Below are 22606 nucleotides of genomic sequence, written 5' to 3' on the forward strand. Positions count from 1 at the left end.
GTTAATTCATAATTTTTCAGACAAATTTATTGGATACTCTGTATAATAGTTGTACGAAATTTATTAAAGCCGCGGTTTATGGAGGAATTGTTTATGAAAAGAAATACAAGTTTTGCAGGGTTACTGCTTATAGCAGCAGGTGTTATTGTATTGCTGCTAAGGGTATTGTTTGGAATCAAATTATTTGAGTTTAATACACAGGATTTTTGGGTATTTTTTGTTTTACTTGTGGGCCTTTCCTTTGAGTTTGCTTTCTTCCTGACAGGTTCAAAACCGGGCTTGCTGGTTCCAGGCGGAATAATTACCACAATAGGTTTGTTATTTATGTTTGAAGTTGCAACGAATTGGCATTTTGCAGCATATACCTGGCCGGTATACATTCTTTCTGTTGCAGTCGGCCTGTTTCAAATGCATATTTTTTCTCGTAGGGAAAAAGGCTTGCTTATTGCGAGTCTGATAATCGGGGGAACTGCGGCATTTTTTATGGTCTGCATGCTGTTCAGCAGGGTAACGTCAATTATCAGACCTGAGATATTTATTCCCATTGCTTTGATTGCAGGCGGAATAGCTATGTTCTGCAGCGGCAGATCAAGAAAAACACAATATTAAAAGACCTGGACACCGGAGGTTTGTAACATCTGAATTCAAACAGGTCATCAGGTTGCGGCTGATGTTTTGCTATGGTATATTATAGTTAAAATGTCAGCCTTTTTATGTCCGGAAAAGAATAAATCTTGATACGATTTTGTTCTTGTCCGGGAAGTCCCGGGAGGTGTATTAATGGAATGGAGAAAACTGAGAGAACAGCAGGAAGATATGCTGAGTCCCTTTGCCGCAAGGAGTATAAATTCTTTTGGGAGGCTTGTCCCTGAGGAAAAATGTCCTATCAGAACAGATTATGAAAGGGACGGGAACAGGATTCTATATTCTATGGAATTCAGAAGACTCAGGCATAAAACCCAGGTTTTTTTTAATGCAAAAAATGATCATATCTGCACACGGATGGAGCACGTTTTAAACGTGGGGTCCATTGCCGTTACGATAGCGAGAACTCTAAACCTGAATCAGGATCTGACTTACGCCATCGCATTGGGCCATGATTTGGGCCATGCACCTTTTGGCCACAGCGGCGAGCGAGTTCTTAATAAATGCATGAAAAAAATCGACAGTTCAATGGGCTTCCAACATGAACTGCACAGCTTAAGAGTGGTTGAAAAGCTTGCTACACGCATATCGAAAGAGAAAATAAATGATTATTGCGGGCTTAACCTGACATTTGAAGTAAAGGACGGAATTGTTTCACACTGCGGAGAAAATTATAATGAATATATTCTGACACGGGATCTGGATAAAACCCCTGAAGCACTGCATAATATACAGAACCGCGGTGCGCTGCCCTTCACACTTGAGGCTTGTGTTGTCCGGCTTGTAGATAAAATTGCCTATGTGGGCAGGGATATTGAGGATGCTGTAAGGGTTAAACTGATGGATATGCAGGACATTCCCGGAGACATCAGAAATGAACTGGGGCACAGTAACGGAGAGATTATAAATACACTTGTGTGTGACCTGGTAGAAAACAGTTACGGTAAAGACTGCATACAGCTCAGTCCTTCCAAGGGAGAGGCGCTTAAAAAGCTTATTAACGAAAATGTCAGGCTCATATATAAGGCCGATAAGATAACCAGATATGAAAAAATAGCGGAAAATACCCTTGAAGGCTTGTTTGACAACCTTCTGCAAAGTGTTCCGGATATTGAAAAGCTGCAGTCCAGTGATATAAAAGTGTACCGGATGTTTTACAACTTTATAGCGGATAAATGCTATGACGAGAATGAAAGCGATGCCCAAAAGGTTATAGATTTTATTGCAGGTATGACCGACTCTTTTGCGCAGAGCTGTTTTGAAGAAATTTACTGGATGTAAATGGAATGCTGAAAATTAAATACCTTTCATTTTCAGCATTCTCCATAGAAAAACTAACGTTTTAAAGGAGTTTATTATGGATAAGGAAAATTTTCATTTTTTTGCGTTCCTGTCGAGAATGAAATATATAAACAGATGGGGCCTTATGAGGAATACTTATACGGAAAACATTCAGGAGCACAGTCTACAGGTAGCCATTATCGCCCACGGGCTGGCTGTTATCAGAAATACATATTACAACGGTGAGATAAACCCGGAAAGAGTCGCCATTCTTGCAATGTTTCACGACTGCAATGAAATAATAACCGGTGATATGCCTACTCCCATAAAGTACTACAACCCTCAGATCAGCAGGATTTACAAGGATATTGAGGATATATCCAAAGAAAAAATCATATCAATGCTTCCGGAGGAAATGGCTGACGAATACTATTCGCTTTTTTTCAAAAATCCTGATGATATGGAATGCTGGAAGCTTGTAAAAGCGGCAGACCGGATTGCGGCATACATAAAATGCATTGAAGAGGTGAAAGCGGGTAATAATGAATTTAAAAAGGCAAGTGAGACCATTTTGAACACAATTGCCGAGATTGAACTGGAGGAAGTAAAATACTTTATGGATAGGTTTGTTCCAAGCTTTAACCTTTCTCTTGACGAAATTGATTGAAGTAACCGTTGTGCCAATTAATTTAAATTTTGTTTTACCCGTTAATTTTTATATCAACTGGTAACTTCCGTACTAACTTCATAAAATAGGGACGCACCAAAAAAATTACGAAAATTGTATCGCTTATCGCAATTATTTTTTAACTGTGCATCCTATTTCATGAAGTTGTCCTCGCGTACCAGTTGAACTACTTAAATTACCTGGCAAGAAAAACAAAATTTAAATTAGCACAACGCGTTAATTACTGAAATTTTTATTAATTGACAAAAAAAGTATATCTATTTACAATTAATTATGTTGTTCCCAGCTTTAAAAGCAGTTCAATTGACTAAAAAAGGGGAATTTAAAATGAATTTTGAAGAAAATATCGGTAAAATATGTATAATAAATGGTGAGGCCGTACCTTCTGAAAAGCTTGACTCATACTCCGGTGATAAATATACGGCTTTTTATGAGGTAATAAGGATCATAAATGGAGTTCCTTTGTTTTTTGAAGATCATTTTGCGAGACTTAAGGGCTCCATGGCAAAACTGAAATATGAACTGAATTCTTCAAAAAAAGATATTAAGAATCAAATAAAGGTTGTTTGTGAGCAAAACGGCCTTACCGAGTGCAATGTAAAAATAATTGTACTTCAAGATAAAGAAGAGCAGAATATATTATTTTTTATAAACAAGTTCTATTATCCATCCCCCGATGAATATAATAACGGGGTGGCTTGCTGCACCATCAGCCTTAAGAGGAAAAATCCCAATGTCAAGATGATCCACGCAGGCTATAAGGAAGAATTACAGCGTACCGTAATGGAAAAGAAGGCCTTTGAAGCCCTGCTGGTAAATGAGGAAGGCAGGATAACGGAGGGTGGAAAATCAAATGTGTTTTTTGTAAAAGGTGAAAAGATATATACGGCTCCTGAGGATTTCGTGCTTATAGGTATAACACGTCAATATGTTGTTGATGTCTGCAGAAAATTAGGATATGAAGTGATTGAAACATTGATTGGACTGGATTCCCTGAAAAATTTTGATGCTGCTTTTATTACCGGAACCTCCATAAAAGTTCTACCGGTCAGGATTATTGACCAGGGTGAACTGAATTCAGCGGCAAATGCGACTACCCAGCATGTTATGGCAGGCTATAACAGTCTTGTCAATGCATATATTAATGATAACTTGTAAAAGTTATTATCAAAATTAAAAACTATGGAGGTTAGTATATGAGACATCTCGAAAACGCTTTTAAATTTACTTTCAAGAACTTCCTGCTCACCCTGCCTTTACTGATTTCATTGGCAATACCGGCTTTGATTTCAGGTGTCGGAAGTCTTGGGATCGTGGCCAACAGCGGTGCAATCGCTGAAAATCTCAGGCGCATGATTGAAAATAATGCTTATGGGGGAGGAATACCGAACTATGGTGATTTATTCGCAGGATTGAATCTGAGTACATTTATTGCAAGTTCAATTATTTCAGGTTTGCTCTCCTTTGTATTGATGATACTTGTGAGGCCTGCTACCTACGGACTTATAAACCTGCATTATGAAACAGGAAATGCAAAGCTCAACAACTTTACCGGATGTATGTCCAAATACATAGGCAGATTCGTATTGTTCGGTCTGCTGAATATCGCTTTTGCAATTGGTCTCGGAGTAGTATTACTGATACTTGTGGTTATCGGAGGAGTGGTTTCTTCGGTTTCAACCGGACTGGGCGTATTACTGATAGTCTTATTCGTACTTGCATTCTTTGTGGGAGTTGCAGTCTTGTTCAATTATTTGAATTTGTGGTTCCCGGCGGTATGTGTTGAAGACAGCGATATTATTCAAGGACTGAAAAATTCCTTCAGAACTGTAAAAGGCAGCTTCTGGCCTATACTTGGAATCACACTGCTGGTTACCTTCGGAGGAAGCGTTGCAGGCTTCATTCTTGGAAGTGTAATCGGTTTGATTCCTGTTATCGGAAATATTGTTGCTCCTGTAATATCGGGATTAGCTGAGTTTATTCTTATGGTTTACTATTTTGAAGTATACCGTGAGAAGACCGGAAGATATACACTGCCCGAACCTCCTCCGCAGTTTGGCGGCTTCCAGGACGGCGGGGTGCAGTAACAGAGTTTCCAGGTAAAAATGAGAAAAAAACCCTGCTCCACCAGGGAAGTGGAGCAGGGTTTTCATGTTAAAAATATTAAACCTGCGAAGGGAAATTTTTATCATAAACTACTTGACAAACAAAAATGCTAATGTTATTTTAAGTATATGTTAGCACTCAACACAAAAGAGTGCTAACAAAAAGGAATTAAAACAGATTTATTTTAAACGCAGGTGACGGGAACCGTATGAGGATAGTTGCCTGGGAACGGAGGTAAACATGCTTCTTGACGATAGAAAACTAAAGATACTTCAAGCTATTATAGATGATTATATAAGTACCGCAGAGCCGGTAGGTTCCAGAACTATTGCCAAAAAGCATGAACTGGGTCTCAGCTCTGCAACCATCAGAAATGAAATGGCTGATCTGGAAGATATGGGCTTCCTGGAACAGCCCCATACCTCGGCGGGAAGAGTTCCGTCGGACAAAGGCTATAGATTGTATGTGGATCAGCTTATGAAAATAAATGATCTGTCTGAAAGTGACATAGAAAACATCAGGAATGCCATGGACATCAGAATAAATGAATTGAGTCAGTTGATCAGGAATGCTTCTGTTGTAATGTCTCAATTTACAAAGTATACTTCCATGGCAGTGACACCCCATATAAAAAGAAGTGTTCTGAAAGCTGTCCAGGTTGTTCCTATAGAGCCCGGCAAAGCACTTGTCATAGTTGTTACAGATTCAAACATAGTTCGCAACAATCTTATCAGGGTTCCTGAAAAAATAACCCCGGACGTTATCATACAGGTATCAAATATGCTTAATGACAAGCTAAAGGGTTATACTCTGGAAATGCTGAAAACTAATTTTCTCAACGGCGAGGCCGAGCAGCTCACTTCGCTGCCTTATGATTTAATGAGACCCATACTTGACGGTATTGAAGACCTGATAAAGCTCATTGACAGGCCTGAAATTTATCTGGAGGGAACAACAAACATTTTAAATTTCCCGGAATTTAAGGAAGTTCAGAAGGCCAAGGAATTTTTAAGCCTTTTGGACGAAAAGAAGCTGATGTCCGAACTTCTCAATACACATGGCAATAACAATGAAATAGTTATTCAGATAGGAAATGAAAATGTTATACAGGGAATTAAGGATTGCAGTATTGTCACAGCCTCATATAGTATAGACGATTATGTAATTGGGTCCATAGGCATTATAGGGCCCACGAGGATGGAATATTCAAAGGTGGTTTCATCATTGAATTATATAAGAAATAAAATTAATCAGGAGATTTTAAAACTTCTGGGTGATGGATAGCTATAAAAAATAAGGAGGTTATTTTTTAGCAATGAAAAAAGACAAAAATTCCAAAGCTGCCAATGATGAGGTAAACATGGTTGAGGAAAACGACACAGCGGTAAATGCCGAAGTCGGGGCAGAAGGCAATGGCGAAGAGACTAATGAAGCAAACAAGGAAATTGAGGAGCTAAAGAACAAGCTTGAGGAAAAGACCCGCCAGTGTGAAGAATATATGAATATGGTTCAGCGTACTGCTGCTGAGTTTGATAATTATAAAAAGCGGACAATAAAGGAAAAAGAGGCTTTGAGTCTGGATGCTGCAATTGATACGGTAAGTGCATTTTTGCCGGTGGTTGACAATCTGGAGAGAGCTTTGAAGGCCGTCCAGGAAGTGGATGACAACCCCATGAAAGAGGGGGTGGAGCTGGTAATGAGACAGCTTAAGGACTGCCTGGAAAAAATGGGTGTCGAACCCATAGCAGCGGTAAATAATCCCTTTGATCCTGAACTTCATAATGCCGTAATGCATGTTGACGATGATGCATTCGGAGATAGTGTGGTTATTGAGGAATTCCAAAAGGGTTATACTATGAAGGGCAAAGTAGTAAGACATAGCGTGGTTAAGGTTGCAAACTAATTTTGTAAATTACTGATAAACAGTTTAATGTAAAAACATATTAAGGAGGCTTTTTTATGGCAAAAGTAATTGGTATAGATTTAGGTACCACAAATTCATGTGTGGCGGTTATGGAAGGCGGCGAGCCTGTTGTTATAGCAAATCCCGAAGGTAATAGAACAACTCCTTCTGTTGTTGCCTTCTCAAAAACAGGAGAGCGAATGATAGGACAGGTTGCAAAGAGACAGTCCATTACCAACCCTGAAAGAACAATAATTTCTATAAAGAGAGATATGGGTACCGATAGAAAGGTCCCTATAGATGATAAAAAATATTCACCGCAGGAAATATCTGCAATGGTACTTCAAAAGTTAAAGGCCGATGCTGAAGCATACCTGGGTGAAACTGTGTCTCAAGCCGTAATAACCGTTCCTGCATATTTCAGTGATGCTCAGAGACAGGCAACCAAGGATGCAGGTAAAATTGCAGGTTTGGAAGTACTTAGAATAATAAACGAACCAACAGCGGCGGCTCTTGCCTATGGTCTGGACAAAGAGCATGACCAGAAGATAATGGTTTATGACCTTGGCGGAGGTACTTTCGACGTATCAATCCTTGAAATTGGTGACGGGGTATTCGAGGTTCTTGCCACAAACGGTAACAACAGACTTGGCGGAGATGACTTTGACCAGAGAGTCATAGATTTCCTCGCCGACGAATTCAGGAGAGAAAACGGAATAGATTTAAGAGGCGACAAAATGGCAATGCAGAGATTGAAGGAAGCGGCTGAAAAAGCTAAAATCGAGCTTTCCGGTGTTACTTCTTCAAATATCAACCTGCCGTTCATAACAGCTGATGCATCAGGACCAAAGCACCTGGATGTTACACTGACAAGAGCTAAATTCGATGAAATAACAGCAGATTTGGTTGAGAAGACAATGGGACCTACAAGACAGGCCATGCAGGATGCAGGACTATCACCCGATAAAATAGACAAGATTTTATTGGTCGGTGGTTCAACAAGAATTCCGGCTGTCCAGGAAGCAGTTAAAAAGTATCTTGGCAAGGAACCCTTCAAGGGCATAAATCCTGATGAATGTGTTGCGGTAGGTGCAGCAATACAGGCCGGAGTTCTCACAGGAGACGTAACAGGTCTGCTTCTGCTGGACGTTACTCCGCTGTCACTGGGTCTTGAAACTCTGGGAGGAGTATTTACAAAATTAATTGAGAGAAACACTACCATTCCTACAAAGAAGAGCCAGATATTCTCAACTGCCGCCGACGGACAGACAAGTGTTGAAATCCATGTCCTCCAGGGTGAAAGAGAAATGGCCCAATACAACAAGACTCTGGGAAGATTCCAGCTCACGGGAATACCTTCAGCTCCAAGGGGAGTTCCACAGATAGAAGTTACTTTTGATATAGATGCAAACGGTATCGTACACGTATCTGCAAAGGACCTTGGAACAGGTAATGAACAGAAGATCACAATCACTGCTTCAACAAACCTTTCTGACTCCGATATTGACAAGGCTGTCAAGGAAGCTGAAAAGTTTGCCGCAGAAGACAAGAAGCGTAAAGAGGAAATAGATATAAGAAATAATGCAGACTCCCTGGTATACCAGTCTGAAAAATCCCTGAAGGATCTCGGCGACAAGGTTACAGCAGAGGACAAGTCAAAGATCGAAGCCGGTGTGAACAAGGTTAAGGATACATTAAAGGGAACAGATTTGGAGGCCATCAAGAAGGCTACCGAGGAACTGCAGCAGGCTTTCTACGATGTATCTGCAAAAATCTATCAGCAGGCAGGCGGACAGCCCGGGGCCGACCCGAATGCAGCTGGTTTCGGCGGACAGCAGGATGCGCCGGGTGCAGGAAATGATGATAATGTTGTTGATGCAGACTATAAAGTAGTTGACGACGACAAATAATTATATAATAATAAAAGGGGCTTTGAGCAGTTAAGGCCCCTTTAAAAATAAATAATATGAGAGTCAGTTCAATATGATTTTTTATAAGCCAAAGCTGAAAACCGGCTCTGGCTTGTTTTGAGATGGGGAAATAATTAATTGAATTCATTGTTCAGAAAGATAAATGTTTCATCTATGGCTGGCTTAACAGCTTGAGACGGGAGTTGAATCGGATGTCAGAAAAAAGAGATTATTATGAGGTATTAGGAGTACAAAAAAATGCAACCGATGCCGATCTAAAAAAAGCATACAGAAATTTAGCAAAACAATATCACCCTGATGTAAATCCGGGGAATAAAGAAGCAGAAGCCAAATTCAAAGAGGCAAATGAAGCTTATGAGGTGTTGAGCAATCCTGAAAAGAGAAGCAGGTATGACCAGTTCGGCCATGCAGGTACCGACCCCAATGGCTTCGGAGGCGGAGCCGGCGGCTTCTCCGACTTTGATTTCGGCGGAATAGGCGATATATTTGAAACCTTCTTCGGCGGTTCAGGCTTCGGAGGAAGCAGGTCACGTACCAGAAGGGGTCCCCAGAAGGGAGCCGACATCAAATACGCCATGGAGATTTCTTTTGAGGAAGCCGCCTTTGGTATTGAGCGTGAAATAAACATAAGCAGAATGGAAGTCTGCTCAAAGTGTACCGGAACCGGTGCAAAACCGGGTACACATGCCAGCACCTGTCAGCATTGCAACGGGACCGGCCAGGTTCAGATCAAGCAAAACACACCGTTCGGGCAGTTCATCAATTCAAAGACCTGTGACGTGTGTAAGGGTGAAGGAAAGATTATTACCGATCCGTGCCCTGCGTGTAACGGAAAGGGTAAACTCAGAAATAGTGTTAAACTTAAAATAAACGTACCGGCGGGAATTGATGACGGGCAGACCATATCACTGCGCGGGGAAGGTGATCCGGGTTCGAAGGGCGGACCCAACGGAGATTTGTTCCTGAATATCAGGGTTAAGCCCCATCCTTTGTTCAAACGCCAGGGAAACGATGTTATTTGCGAAGTACCTATAACCTTTACCCAGGCGGCTCTGGGAGCTGAGCTTGAAGTACCTACCCTGGACGGAAAAGTAAAATATACCGTACCCGAAGGAACGCAAACAGGCTCGGTGTTCAGACTGAAAAGCAAGGGAATACCCTTCCTGAGAGGAAACGGACGGGGAGACCAGTATGTAAAGGTAAATATTGATGTTCCAAAGAAGCTGAATGAGAAGCAGAAGGCAATACTCAGGGAGTTTGCCGAGCTTGGAGGCGATGAGGTCCACGAACAGAGAAAAGGGTTTTTTGACAAGATGAAGGATGCTTTTAAATAAAAATACGGAGGATAAAATTTATATGAAATGGTATGAAATACGGATCAGCACCACCGATGAGGCCAGCGATGCGGTAGCTGAAATGCTGACAACGATGGGTGCCGGCGGAGTTGCCATAAAGGATCCGTTTGATATACGAAAGGAAATAGAAAAACCCGGTACTTTGGATTATGCCGATGACGATTTCCTTGAGGCCCTGGGCGAGGATGTAATAATTTCGGCCTATTTTCAAAACGGGTTGGATATAAATGACCTCCTGAAGCAGATAAATGACGGTTTGATGAATATCTCCCAATTTCTTGACACGGGTAAAGGCCTTGAGGGCTATGGTGAAGTGGATGATGAAGACTGGTCCACAGCCTGGAAAAAGTACTACAAGCCCTTCAGGCTGACTGACAGGATTGTGATAAAGCCTACCTGGGAAGAATATAGGGCTGAAGAAAATGACATAATTGTTGAGATGGACCCCGGGATGGCATTCGGAACAGGTACCCATGAGACAACACAGATGTGCTCCATTCTGCTGGATAAGTATATGAGTACAAATCATGATGTTCTGGACGTGGGCTGCGGCACCGGAATTTTATCCATTATTGCTTCAAAGCTGGGCGCAAAAAAAATAGAAGCTATTGATATCGATGAAGTTGCGGTAAGGGTGGCTAAGGAAAATATTGAAATAAATGGAGAAGCCGGTAAAATAAAGGCTTTTCAGGCTGTCCTGTCCGATTTGAAGGCCGGAGATGAAAAATTTGATATAATAGTGGCCAACATCATTGCTAATGTAATTATTGACTTGTCCTCACTTATACCTTATTATTTAAAAAAGAACTCTTTGTTTATAACTTCGGGTATAATCAAAGAAAGAAAACAGGACGTCATTGATGCCTGCTTGAAAAACGGCATGTCCTTCATAGACGACCTTGAAATGGGTGAATGGGTGGCAATGGTATTCAGATGTCCAGATACTTTGTAAATAAGACTCAGATCGAAGATAACAAAATTAGAATAACCGGTGAGGATTATCAACATCTTAAAAAGGTATTGAGAGCAATAAAGGGTGATGCCATTACGGTATGCTGTGACGGCATTGATTACAACGCTGTTATAGCTGAAATCAGCAATGACTGTATCATTTCCGATATTATAGACAGTGTTCAAAATGTGACTGAACCCGCGTTGAAGGTAACACTTTTTCAGGGGCTTCCAAAGGCCGACAAAATGGAGTTCATTGTCCAGAAAGGCATAGAACTCGGAGTTTCTGAAATAGTGCCGGTGATAACAGACAGAAGCATAGCTAAAATCAATACTGATAAGGATGCAAATGCCAAAGTCTCCAGATGGCAGAAAATTGCCATGGAAGCCGCAAAACAGTGCAACAGGGGAATTGTTCCGGTGATAGGGATGCCTGTTAAATTTTCCCAGGCCGTCCATATGGCTGCAAATAGGGAGTTATCCATAATACCTTATGAAAAGGAAAGTGCTGCCGGATTTAAAGCAATAGCAGCAACCGGTTCCAGTATTAAAAGCGCAGCTATTTTTATAGGCCCGGAGGGCGGGTTCACCGAACAGGAGGTAGAACTTGCAGAAACCGCAGGAATACGTAAAATAACACTTGGCCCAAGGATTCTGCGTACCGAAACTGCCGGGATGGTTGCTTTATCACTAATGATGTATGAATTGGGAGATGTGTCTAATGGAAGAACTTAAATTTGTAGTTGTTGATGATGCTGTTTTCATGAGAACGCTAATCAAAAGGATGATTGAGGAAAACACAAATTATGTTGTGGTTGGTGAGGGAGCTAACGGGCATGAAGCGATTGCCCAGGCTAAAAAATTATTGCCGGATATAATGACATTGGATATAACAATGCCTGAAATGGATGGGATAATGGCAATCCAGGAAATATTAAGCGTGTCACCCAAGACTAAAATAATCATGGTATCGGCAATGGGGCAGCAATCAATGGTAATAGATGCTATAAAAATGGGTGCAAAGGACTTTATTGTGAAACCTTTTGATAAGTCACGCGTTCAGCAGGCTATTGATAATGTATTAAAAATGCAATAGATTTGCTCGGGAGAGGAAAATTAAATGGGGGGAGACCCTCATTTTTTTAATGTTAAGGAAAGCATGGCAGTAGTCAGTGAACCCGGATTTTTATATAAATCCTTGATAAGACAGTGTGAGCATTAATTTTATAAATTTGGTAATAATTTAGAGTAAGAACTTAATATCGGAAGGAAATTGAAGAAAAATTGATAAAATATAAGAAAAGTAGTAAATTATTCTTTAAATAATATGAAATTGTGTTATAATACTAGTGATTATTACTGTTAGCAAGATTTGGACGTAAATAGATTGAGTAGCATGGCGGATTTTTGGAGGAAATTATGGTTAGAAGCATGACTGGGTTCGGAAGAGGAAACTATAATGAAAGCGGTAAAGAGTTCACAGTAGAAATAAAAAGTGTCAATCACCGTTATATAGATTTTTATATAAAATTACCAAGACAGATTGCTTATCTTGAGGAACGTGTAAGGGAAGTAGTTTCAAAAAGTATTTTCAGAGGCAAAGTTGATATTTTCATATCTTTTGAGGACCGTTCCGAGGATTCAAAAAACGTCATGCTTGACGAGGCTCTGGCAGGTGCATACATACAAGCAGTGGAAAGCCTTAAGGATAAATACGGCCTGAAGGACGATATAAGTGTATCACTGGTATCCAGATTTCCCGATGTGCTGCGTATTGAGAAGACCGAAGATGATGAAGAGCAGTTGTGGGGCATCCTGAATAAAGCTCTGGAAGCTGCTGTTGATTCACTTGTTCAAATGCGTGAAAAAGAGGGAAATGAGCTGCGGATGAGTTTGCTTCAAAAAGCCGACTACATGGAAAATATTATTTCTCAAATAACAAATAGAAGTCCGGAAGTTGTCATAGAATATAAACAAAAGCTGGAAAACAGAATAAAAGAGCTGTTAAATCAGCAAACCGTTGATGAAAACAGATTGGCCATGGAAGTAGCCATATTTGCAGACAGGTGCGGTATTGACGAGGAGCTTGTCAGATTGGGAAGCCACCTGCTCCAGCTCAGGGATATACTCAGCATAAAAAAACAGCCCGTAGGACGGAAGCTGGATTTTCTGGTCCAGGAAATAAACCGGGAAATCAATACTATAGGGTCAAAATCAAATGATATCGTTATAACAAAAAACGTATTGGAATTGAAAAGTGAAACAGAGAAAATCAGAGAGCAAATTCAGAACATAGAATAAGGCATTATTAAAATTAACCAGGAGGAAATATATGAAGCTTATTAATATTGGATTTGGAAATATTGTTTCAGCGAACAGACTTGTTGCCATAGTCAGTCCTGAATCAGCTCCAATAAAAAGAATCATCCAGGAGGCCAGAGACAGGGGTATGCTGATTGATGCCACCTACGGCAGAAGGACCAGGGCGGTTATTATTACCGATAGCGACCACATTATTCTGTCGGCAGTTCAGCCTGAAACAGTGGCTCACAGACTCAATGCAAAAGACGTTGATGTGACCGAGCCCGAAGTAGATTCCGATGAAGAATAATATTTGCCAATAAGATATTTATGGAGGAAGGAATGCAGCAAAGAGGTCTGTTAGTGGTAATATCCGGGCCCTCCGGTACTGGTAAGGGTACGGTATGCAAAAAATTGCTGGCTGAAAGGGATAATGTCAGATATTCGGTTTCTGCAACCACCAGAAAGCCGCGTGAAGGAGAAGTTGAGGGTCAAAACTATTTTTTTGTATCTGAAGGCCAGTTCCTTGACATGCTTGAGAAGGATGCCCTTATAGAATGGGATAAATACTGCGACAATTATTACGGAACCCCAAAGGCATTTGTTGACAGCTGTATAGAGGCCGGGACCGATGTAATCCTGGAAATAACGGTTGAGGGAGCTCTCGAAATCAAGCAGAAATATCCCGAATGCGTACTGGTTTTCATAGTTCCGCCTTCACTTGAGGAATTGAGAAGAAGAATTGAAAGCAGAGCTACCGAATGCTGGGATATTATTGAAAAGAGATTGGAACAGGCAGCAAATGAATTAAAATATGTTGCCAAGTATGATTATCTGGTTCTAAATGACAGTGTGGACGACGCTGTTTTGAATATAGAAAAGGTTTTGGATGCCGAGCGTTTAAAGCCATCCCGCAATATAGAATTTTTAAATAGCTTAATAAAGTAATGGGAGGTATTTTATGATTTACCCTTCAATCAATGAATTGATGAAAAAAGTTGACAGCAGATACACTTTGGTAGTTGAGACGGCAAAGAGGGCAAGACAGCTGGTGGATGGAGCAAATAAGCTTACAAAGGTAAATTCCGACAAGGAAGTAACTGTTGCTATTCATGAAATAGCAGAAGACAAAATAACCTATGTAAGAACCAAGAATGTCATAAAATAAGGAAATGCGCAGACCGGTTCAGCAAAATTAAAGACTTTTTACTCTTCGCATAAGAAAATCCGGAAACGGGTTTTCCAACATATATAGGAGGTATTAACAGTGGCAGTTGAAAAAACAATGGAAAAAATAGTTTCTTTGTCCAAAAACAGAGGTTTTGTTTATCCGGGTTCAGATATATACGGCGGATTGGCAAATGCATGGGATTACGGTCCGCTTGGAGTTGAACTGAAAAACAACGTAAAAAAAGCCTGGTGGCGTAAATTTATTCAGGAGAGCACCTATAATGTAGGAGTTGACTGTGCAATACTTATGAATCCGCAGGTTTGGGTGGCTTCGGGACACGTTGGAGGTTTCAGCGACCCTCTGATCGACTGTAAGGATTGTAAAACCCGCCACAGAGCAGATAAACTTATCGAGGACTGGAACAAGGAAAATAATATAGAATTCAAAGTTGACGGTTTAAAAAATGAGGAGCTGATGCAATACATAAAGGACAGGGGAGTAAAATGCCCTAATTGTGACTCAGCCAACTTTACCGATATAAGAAAATTCAACCTTATGTTCAAAACCTTCCAGGGTGTTACAGAGGATTCCAAGGCTGAGATATTCTTGAGGCCTGAAACAGCCCAGGGAATATTTGTTAACTTTAAGAATGTTCAAAGAACTACCAGAAGGAAAATACCCTTTGGTATCGGACAAATAGGAAAGTCTTTCAGAAATGAAATAACACCCGGGAATTTTACCTTCAGGACACGTGAATTTGAGCAGATGGAGCTTGAATTTTTCTGTGAGCCCGGTAAGGATCTTGAATGGTTCAATTACTGGAAGGATTTCTGTTATAAATGGCTGCTGGCTCTCAACATGAAACCCGAGTCATTAAAGCTACGTGATCATGAAAAGGAAGAGTTGTCACATTACAGCAATGCGACTACCGACATAGAATTCATGTTCCCGTTCGGCTGGGGGGAATTGTGGGGTATAGCCGACAGGACCGATTACGACCTGAAACAGCATATGCTCCACTCAAAGGATGATTTATCATATTTTGACCCGGCAACCAATGAAAAATACGTACCATATTGTATTGAACCTTCTCTGGGTGCCGACAGAGTCACACTGGCATTCCTGTGTGAGGCATACGATGAAGAAGAAGTGGCTGAAGGTGATGTAAGAACAGTCTTGAGATTTCATCCAGCTCTGGCACCTGTTAAGATTGCTATTCTTCCGCTTTCCAAGAAACTTGGGGAAGAGGCCGATAAGGTTTATCAGATGCTGACAAAAAATTATGTCTGTGAGTACGATGAGACCGGCAGTATCGGCAAGAGATACAGAAGGCAGGACGAAATCGGAACTCCGTACTGTATTACCTTTGACTTTGATTCCCTTGAAGATAAGAGTGTTACAATAAGGGACAGGGATACCATGCAGCAGGTAAGGATAAAAATTGATGAATTAAACGCATACTTCAACGGGAAATTTGAATTTTAATAAACTGATGCAGGCATAATAACTATGCCTGCATTAATTGCCTATATAGAAAGTTAAGTAATTAACAAATTCATTTCATTTGCTGCAATTGTTTTCTTCCAACGCAGAAATTACTGTATTAAAGTATTTGGGCTATCCGGAACAGACACTATTTGAAAGCTGAATTGCCTGGAACCAACAGTTCCTGTGATGCAATTTTGTTTATATATCTAATTCTAGTTTGTACAGGAGGGTTTTAAATGTCAAAGTACGTTTATCTTTTTAGTGAAGGAAATGCATCGATGAGAAACCTTCTGGGAGGCAAGGGAGCAAACCTGGCTGAAATGACCGGCTTGGGTCTTCCTGTTCCCAGAGGATTCACAGTAACTACTGAAGCATGTACAAGATACTACAACGACGGAAAGGTAATAGCACCTGAGATAGAAGCTGAAATCTATCAGATGCTGACAAAAACGGAGCAGATTGTCGGGAAAACCTTTGGTGATCCAACAAATCCATTCCTCGTATCGGTAAGATCAGGAGCAAGAGCTTCCATGCCGGGTATGATGGATACTATTTTGAATCTTGGTCTGAATGATCAGGTTGTGGACGGACTTGCAAAACTCACTAATAATGAGAGGTTTGCCTACGACAGCTACAGAAGATTTATTCAGATGTTCTCTGATGTGGTTATGGAGGTTGAAAAACCAAAGTTTGAAAAAATTCTCGATGCGGTTAAAGAAGAAAACGGTGCAAAATTTGACACAGATTTATCAGCAGAAAACCTCAAGGAAGTCGTAAAAAGGTACAAGGAATTATATAGGAACGAAAAGGGCGCTGAATTCCCTCAGGATCCCAAAATTCAGCTTATGGAGGCAGTTAAGGCCGTTTTCCGTTCATGGGACAATCCGCGTGCCATAGTGTACAGGAGACTGAATGATATTCCGGGCGACTGGGGTACGGCAGTAAATGTGCAGGAAATGGTATACGGCAACATGGGCAATGATTCCGGAACCGGCGTTGCGTTTACCAGGAACCCGTCAACCGGGGAAAAGAAGCTATATGGGGAATTCCTCATGAATGCACAGGGTGAAGACGTTGTGGCAGGCATCAGGACGCCTCAGCCCATGGAACAAATGAAGCTTGTAAATGAAGATGCCTACAATGAGTTTGTCAAAATTGCAGGTACGCTTGAATCACATTATAGAGACATGCAGGACATGGAGTTTACCATTGAGAAGGGCAAACTGTTCATGCTGCAGACCAGAAACGGCAAGAGAACTGCAGCAGCTGCTTTGAGAATAGCTGTTGACCTTGTCGGCGAAGGTATGATAACAAAGAACGAGGCTCTGATGAAGGTTGATCCAAAGCAGCTGGATGCACTGCTGCATCCAAACTTCGAGCCCAAAGCGCTGAAGGCGGCAAAGCCGGTTGCAAAAGGTCTTCCTGCCTCACCGGGTGCCGCAACCGGACGTGTATATTTCGAAGCCGGAGAAGCTGTTGAAGCGGCAAAAGGCGGGGAAAAGAAGATCATACTTGTCAGAATGGAGACATCTCCTGAAGATATAGAAGGCATGCATGTTTCACAGGGTATTTTGACCGGACGCGGGGGAATGACCTCCCATGCTGCCGTTGTTGCCCGTGGTATGGGAACCTGCTGTGTTGCAGGCTGCAGTGAAATAAAAATCAACGAAGAAGAGAAATATTTTATAGACAAGGACGGAAAGAAATACGGCGAAGGTGACTGGATCTCACTGGATGGATCCACAGGAAATGTCTACGGCGACAAACTTCCTACAATAGAACCTGAAATGACCGGTGATTTTTCCACACTTATGCAGTGGGCCGATGAAGCCAGGACTTTGAAGGTCAGGACAAATGCCGATACTCCTTCCGATGCGGCACAGGCCATCAAGTTCGGGGCCGAAGGTATCGGTCTCTGCCGTACCGAGCATATGTTCTTTGAAGCCGACAGGATTCCTGCCATGAGGGAAATGATTGTGGCAAGAACCGAGGAGCAGAGGAGAAAGGCACTTGACAAACTGCTGCCCATGCAGAGAAGTGACTTTGAAGGCCTTTTCAGAGAGATGCAGGGCTATCCTGTAACCATACGGTTCCTGGACCCTCCTCTGCATGAATTCCTGCCCCAGGCCGATGAAGATATAGAAGCACTTGCTGACGAGATGGGTATGAATTTTGCGGATCTTAAGGGTATCGTAGCAGGACTGCATGAATTCAATCCTATGATGGGGCACAGAGGCTGCCGTCTGGCGGTTTCCTATCCTGAAATCGCGGAAATGCAGACCAGAGCCGTTATTGAGGCCGCAATCAATGTGAACCGGAACGGCATGTCTGTGGTTCCTGAAATAATGATCCCATTGGTTGGTGACGTCAAGGAATTGAAATATGTCAAGGACATAGTTGTAAAGACTGCTGCCGAAGTAATAGAGAAGGCCGGAGTCAATCTGGATTACAAGGTAGGCACCATGATTGAGATACCAAGGGCGGCTCTGATTGCAGACAGCATTGCTGCCGAAGCTGAATTCTTCTCCTTCGGTACAAACGACCTGACTCAGATGACCTTTGGTTTCAGCCGTGATGATGCGGGAAAATTCCTGGAGGATTACTATGCCAAGAAGATCTATGAATCAGATCCTTTTGCAAGGCTTGACCAGACAGGCGTAGGCAAACTGGTGGAGATGGCGGCCAGACTTGGAAAACAGACAAGACCTGACATCAAGCTTGGAATATGCGGAGAACATGGGGGAGATCCTTCCTCAATAGAATTCTGCCATAAGGCGGGCCTGAACTATGTCAGCTGCTCACCGTTCCGGGTGCCCATCGCAAGACTTGCTGCGGCTCAGGCAGCAATTGGCGGCGGAGGACTGGGTCAGAAATAAGATGAAATAAAGATTGTAAAGCATAGGACAAGGGAGGCTTTTATGGCTTCCCTTGTTTTTTGTAGTTTGCCCAACATGGGCAGTAACTGGACGGTGAAAGACCTCTATGGACTTGGTAGTGGGAACCATTTGCCGAATAGCAAGGGTGTCCTTGGCGACGGAGGAATCTGAAGGAAGCTATAGGCAAAGTCCTGCACTGACGAATAGAAACTGTATATAGGCATATAGAAAAGAGAACCATTTGCTCATTGGAAAATCGGTATGGAACTATGAATTCAAAGGTAAGAGCCGTATGAAAGGAGACTTTCTCGTGCGGTTCTGTGAGAAGCTTGATTTGAAGATGGATATACTATATAATTATTACGAACATATGTTTGCAAAAAGATGGCGGAGGGATTTTAAAAATGCATTTTGAAAAAGCAAAAAAATATATATACAAAAATGCACGACCATTAGATATAGCGAGGTGGAAATTTCTATTTGAAGATGGGTGTAAAGAAGATGTATTGAGTGCTTTGGAGATGTATCAAAACCGCGATGGGGGATTTGGGAATGCACTAGAGCCGGATTGCTGGAATCCTGCTTCAGCCCCGGTACAAACATGGGTTGCAACAGAAATTTTCAGAGAATTACATATAGAAGATGGTAAACATCCGATTGTTCAAGGGATACTATGTTATTTAAACAGCGATAAAGATTTTGACGGAAAAGTTTGGGCAAATTCAATACCAACAAATAATGATTATCCACATGCACCTTGGTGGAGATATACATCAGGGCAGGAGCAATCCTATAATCCGACGGCATGTCTGGCAGGGTTTATTGTCAAGTATGCAGACAGAGACAGTTCGATTTATACATTAGGATGCAAGCTGGCAAAGGAATCCTATAAATATTTTAAAGACAATTATCCATTGGATTCAATGCATACAGTTTCCTGTTTTACTCGGTTATATGAGTATTTGACAGAAGCAAATGTGAATGAGCTGATTGATATGACAGAATTTAGGGACATCTTAAGTCAGCAGATAAAAGAGATTATTACATATGATAAAAGCAAATGGGCGATTGAATATGTATGTAAGCCATCTTTGTTCATAAGCTCAAAAGAGGATGAATTCTATAAAGAGAATAAAGAAATTGCAGACTATGAATGTAAGTTTATTATTAAAACACAGAGAGAGGATGGAACATGGGCGATAACCTGGTCATGGAGTGAATATCAGGAAGAATGGGCGATTGCGAAAAACTGGTGGAAATGTGATTTGATTATTAAAAATTTAAAATATATAAATCAAGTAGATGCCAATTAGTTGGAGTGTACCATAATGTGGCCTATTTTGCTTGCAGCCGCTCAGGCCGCAGTGAAGTTTGATTAAAGAAATATATATCGGACCAAAGTGTGAGACCATCGTGTAAATAGTTTATATATATGCTTTACTATAGATAAAGGAGCGTGAAAGCGATGTCAAAGAACGATGTCATTAATATGCTTATGAAATTACCTGACGAAATAATGTTTGATGAGGAATATTTAGTAGATGCACTGTATAATGCATATTTGAAGGCTGGAATCAACGCTGGTCTTTCTGATATAAAATCTGATAATGTCTACACTCAGGAGCAGGTAGAGGCGATGTTTTGCCGATGAAATACAGCATCTATTGGTCCAAACAAGCAATTGAAAGCCTTGAATCCATCAAGGCATATATAACGCAGTTTTCTCCGAATAAAGCTGAAAAAGTAGTAGTAATTTGGTAATTTATGCAAGGCGGCTTGAAGGATTTCCGTTTTTAGGCGTTGCGGACGAGCGCTTTGGTGATGATAACCTGCGTAAGCTAATACAAGGAGAGCATTTTTTGGTATACCGTGTGGCAGATAGCCGTATAGAAATTGTTGACGCTTTCAGCAGCAAACAGGATTTTCAGACGAGATTTTTGAAATGGTGATATTTTATGAATATAGTGTTGAACAATAAATAAGATACGTAATTCTCCGTAAGGAGGTTCGAGTTTTCATTCAGATGTAAAAAAAGTTCCATATCAACTTATCTCGGGGTTGATATGGAACTTTTTTTCGTGAGAAGATAGAACTTTATGCGAAATTTTAAATCCATTCAATATATAATGATCAATTTGACAATAGTAAAATTAAATGATACTATTTAACTAAATAGTTAAATAGTTAAATGAGTTAAAGGAGGCGTAACGTGGCGAATGTATTTAAGGCTTTGGGAGATCCGACAAGACGGGAAATTTTAAAATTGCTCAGAGAAAAAGATATGAGTGCAGGTGAAATTTCTGAAAATTTTAATATGTCGAAACCGGCCATAACAAAGCATTTAGATATTCTGAGAGAAGCTGAGTTGATATCTTCTGAAAAGAAAGGCTTGTATGTAATATATTCAATAAATATATCCGTATTACAAGAAGCAATAAGTAACTTTATGACATTTTTTGAAAAGGAGTAGGGCAGATTATGAATAAAAATTATAGCGTTTTCGAATTAATAGTTTGTATTTTATCTTTAGTCGCATTGATTTGTGGATTCCTAGCACCGGACACCAATGCAGCACTTACTATGGTAGGAATATTAATATTTATTCTTTTGATAATATTTCACGTTTATACGCCTAAGATTGCAGGATTATCAGCAGATAATCCCAAAGTTAAGACTATGAGAAGAATGAATCTGCTCTCGATGTTACTGGTAGCTGTCTGTTTTGGGATCATGAATTGGTCATCGGAGTTACCGTTTGTTAAGGATAATCAGAGTATTATGGAACTTACTTTTGTTATTGTAGTTATTATTGGTTTGGGAAACGTCGCACCAAAATTTCCGTTTAACAGGTATATGGGATTAAGGCTGCCATGGACAATTCGTGATGAGATGACATGGAAAATAGCACACAGAATGTTAGGATATTTGACATTTCCAATAGTTATAATAATACTTATTGGTGGATTATTGATTGATGCTGAAGAATTTGCAAAATGGGGATTTATTGCATGGGTTGCTATTCCAAGTCTTTATTCCTGCTATTACTATTATCTGAGAATATCAGGAAAGAAGCAGTAATATTCTCCTCACTTGGGATGGGAAAGAGTTTAACTTCCGTTTACATTTTCATGATAAAATAACCTCGGGAGTGGTGAATAATGCCTAAAATTCTAATCACGGACGCCTGACATGAAAGACTATTCCAGGCTTTTCAAAAAATCCTGAAAGTTATGGTCAAGACAGTTGATCCCATCGTTTTTATTGCATAAGATGCGAATCCATTTGCACCACTCGATTCCAATTTTCACATCGCATACTATTTTTTGAAGGATCAGGTAAGAACCGAATCTTTGTGCATTACAGGAGTTAAATTTATTGCCGACCGAGGACTTCAGCTTTTCCAGGGACTCAGTGTGTTTTATGAGCTGTTTTTTATATCTGTTTTCCATTTCATCAATTAATTTATCAATGGTTGCTTTATCAAAGCCCTGAATGCAATATATTTTTAACATCATCTCATCTTTTCTAACGGCCTCATCGGTGGGAGAGGAGATCCAGTCCTTCAGAACGGACCTTCCATTATCTGTAATCTCATAAACTTTTTTATCGGGCTTGCCGTTTTGTTCTATAAGCGTGAATGTGACATAATTCTTTTCTTCCAGTTCTGCCAGCAGGGGATAGATTGCGCTGTGAGTGGTACTCCAGAAGTGATTGAGTTTCAGCATTAAATCATATCCTGTAAGTGGTTCGGTAGATAAAAAACTTAATAAACCATAAGATAATTTGCTCATAAACTCTCCTTCTGAATATGTCAATATTGACATATCAATATTTCAAGCATATTATATTATATGTCATTATTGACATATAATCAATTAAATAAATAATTTATGCTTACATATGTTATTAG

General features: G+C 40.6%; 23 protein-coding genes. 22 read left to right on the top strand and 1 reads right to left on the bottom strand.

Features of this window, described 5'->3' with window-relative positions:
- The first annotated feature begins 93 nt into the window (after nt 1-93).
- From T344_RS0105410 to T344_RS0105535, 22 genes are all read left to right on the top strand, one after another.
- The gene (locus tag T344_RS0105410; RefSeq protein ID WP_027627857.1) at nt 94-609 is read left to right on the top strand and encodes a hypothetical protein; all 516 of its coding nucleotides are present in this window, start codon (nt 94-96) and stop codon (nt 607-609) included.
- Between the two features lie 171 nt (nt 610-780).
- Nucleotides 781-1926 (top strand): HD domain-containing protein, encoded by a 1146-nt coding sequence (locus tag T344_RS0105415; protein WP_027627858.1) that lies wholly within the window; start codon nt 781-783, stop codon nt 1924-1926.
- 76 nt (nt 1927-2002) lie between these two features.
- Nucleotides 2003-2593: a 5'-deoxynucleotidase gene (gene yfbR / locus T344_RS0105420; RefSeq protein WP_004624292.1), complete on the top strand. Its 591-nt coding sequence runs from the start codon at nt 2003-2005 to the stop codon at nt 2591-2593.
- Between the two features lie 348 nt (nt 2594-2941).
- Nucleotides 2942-3772 (top strand): aminotransferase class IV, encoded by an 831-nt coding sequence (locus tag T344_RS0105425; protein ID WP_027627859.1) that lies wholly within the window; start codon nt 2942-2944, stop codon nt 3770-3772.
- 38 nt (nt 3773-3810) lie between these two features.
- A complete protein-coding gene (locus T344_RS0105430) occupies nt 3811-4701 on the top strand; it encodes a DUF7847 domain-containing protein (RefSeq protein WP_027627860.1) in 891 nt (296 codons plus the stop codon).
- 259 nt (nt 4702-4960) lie between these two features.
- A complete protein-coding gene (gene hrcA / locus T344_RS0105435) occupies nt 4961-6004 on the top strand; it encodes a heat-inducible transcriptional repressor HrcA (protein ID WP_027627861.1) in 1044 nt (347 codons plus the stop codon).
- Between the two features lie 31 nt (nt 6005-6035).
- The gene (gene grpE, locus T344_RS0105440) at nt 6036-6623 is read left to right on the top strand and encodes a nucleotide exchange factor GrpE (protein ID WP_027627862.1); all 588 of its coding nucleotides are present in this window, start codon (nt 6036-6038) and stop codon (nt 6621-6623) included.
- A 56-nt stretch (nt 6624-6679) separates the two neighbouring features.
- Nucleotides 6680-8533 (top strand): molecular chaperone DnaK, encoded by a 1854-nt coding sequence (gene dnaK, locus T344_RS0105445; protein ID WP_027627863.1) that lies wholly within the window; start codon nt 6680-6682, stop codon nt 8531-8533.
- Between the two features lie 212 nt (nt 8534-8745).
- Entirely contained in the window at nt 8746-9888 is a 1143-nt protein-coding gene (dnaJ, locus tag T344_RS0105450; RefSeq protein ID WP_027627864.1) for a molecular chaperone DnaJ, read from the top strand.
- 22 nt (nt 9889-9910) lie between these two features.
- Nucleotides 9911-10861: a 50S ribosomal protein L11 methyltransferase gene (prmA, locus tag T344_RS0105455; RefSeq protein ID WP_027627865.1), complete on the top strand. Its 951-nt coding sequence runs from the start codon at nt 9911-9913 to the stop codon at nt 10859-10861.
- On the top strand, nt 10843-11595 hold the full coding sequence (locus tag T344_RS0105460; RefSeq protein ID WP_027627866.1) for a 16S rRNA (uracil(1498)-N(3))-methyltransferase: 753 nt from the start codon (nt 10843-10845) through the stop codon (nt 11593-11595). Before prmA ends, T344_RS0105460 begins: the two co-directional genes overlap by 19 nt.
- Entirely contained in the window at nt 11582-11956 is a 375-nt protein-coding gene (locus T344_RS0105465) for a response regulator (RefSeq protein WP_027627867.1), read from the top strand. Before T344_RS0105460 ends, T344_RS0105465 begins: the two co-directional genes overlap by 14 nt.
- A gap of 323 nt (nt 11957-12279) precedes the next feature.
- Entirely contained in the window at nt 12280-13161 is an 882-nt protein-coding gene (locus T344_RS0105475; RefSeq protein WP_004624305.1) for a YicC/YloC family endoribonuclease, read from the top strand.
- Between the two features lie 31 nt (nt 13162-13192).
- Nucleotides 13193-13471, top strand: a complete 279-nt coding sequence (remA, locus tag T344_RS0105480; RefSeq protein WP_004624165.1) for an extracellular matrix/biofilm regulator RemA — start codon at nt 13193-13195, stop codon at nt 13469-13471.
- A 32-nt stretch (nt 13472-13503) separates the two neighbouring features.
- Complete coding sequence (gene gmk / locus T344_RS0105485) at nt 13504-14109, top strand: guanylate kinase (protein ID WP_027627868.1); 606 nt, start codon at nt 13504-13506, stop codon at nt 14107-14109.
- A gap of 13 nt (nt 14110-14122) precedes the next feature.
- Complete coding sequence (gene rpoZ / locus T344_RS0105490; RefSeq protein WP_027627869.1) at nt 14123-14329, top strand: DNA-directed RNA polymerase subunit omega; 207 nt, start codon at nt 14123-14125, stop codon at nt 14327-14329.
- Nucleotides 14330-14428: 99 nt separating this feature from the next.
- On the top strand, nt 14429-15817 hold the full coding sequence (locus T344_RS0105495; protein ID WP_027627870.1) for a glycine--tRNA ligase: 1389 nt from the start codon (nt 14429-14431) through the stop codon (nt 15815-15817).
- 239 nt (nt 15818-16056) lie between these two features.
- Nucleotides 16057-18696, top strand: a complete 2640-nt coding sequence (gene ppdK, locus T344_RS0105500; protein ID WP_027627871.1) for a pyruvate, phosphate dikinase — start codon at nt 16057-16059, stop codon at nt 18694-18696.
- Nucleotides 18697-19100: 404 nt separating this feature from the next.
- Entirely contained in the window at nt 19101-20009 is a 909-nt protein-coding gene (locus T344_RS0105515; RefSeq protein ID WP_027627872.1) for a hypothetical protein, read from the top strand.
- Nucleotides 20010-20161: 152 nt separating this feature from the next.
- Complete coding sequence (locus T344_RS0105520) at nt 20162-20347, top strand: hypothetical protein (protein WP_027627873.1); 186 nt, start codon at nt 20162-20164, stop codon at nt 20345-20347.
- Nucleotides 20348-20905: 558 nt separating this feature from the next.
- Nucleotides 20906-21166, top strand: coding sequence for an autorepressor SdpR family transcription factor (locus tag T344_RS0105530; RefSeq protein WP_027627874.1), 261 nt, complete (start codon nt 20906-20908; stop codon nt 21164-21166).
- An 8-nt stretch (nt 21167-21174) separates the two neighbouring features.
- On the top strand, nt 21175-21774 hold the full coding sequence (locus T344_RS0105535) for an SdpI family protein (protein WP_027627875.1): 600 nt from the start codon (nt 21175-21177) through the stop codon (nt 21772-21774).
- A 119-nt stretch (nt 21775-21893) separates the two neighbouring features.
- Here T344_RS0105535 and T344_RS0105540 read toward each other — a convergent pair whose 3' ends face one another.
- Entirely contained in the window at nt 21894-22487 is a 594-nt protein-coding gene (locus tag T344_RS0105540) for a PadR family transcriptional regulator (RefSeq protein WP_027627876.1), read from the bottom strand.
- Between the last annotated feature and the right edge of the window lie 119 nt (nt 22488-22606).

This window comes from Ruminiclostridium cellobioparum DSM 1351 = ATCC 15832 (genome assembly GCF_000621505.1).
GTDB lineage: Bacteria > Bacillota > Clostridia > Acetivibrionales > DSM-1351 > Ruminiclostridium > Ruminiclostridium cellobioparum.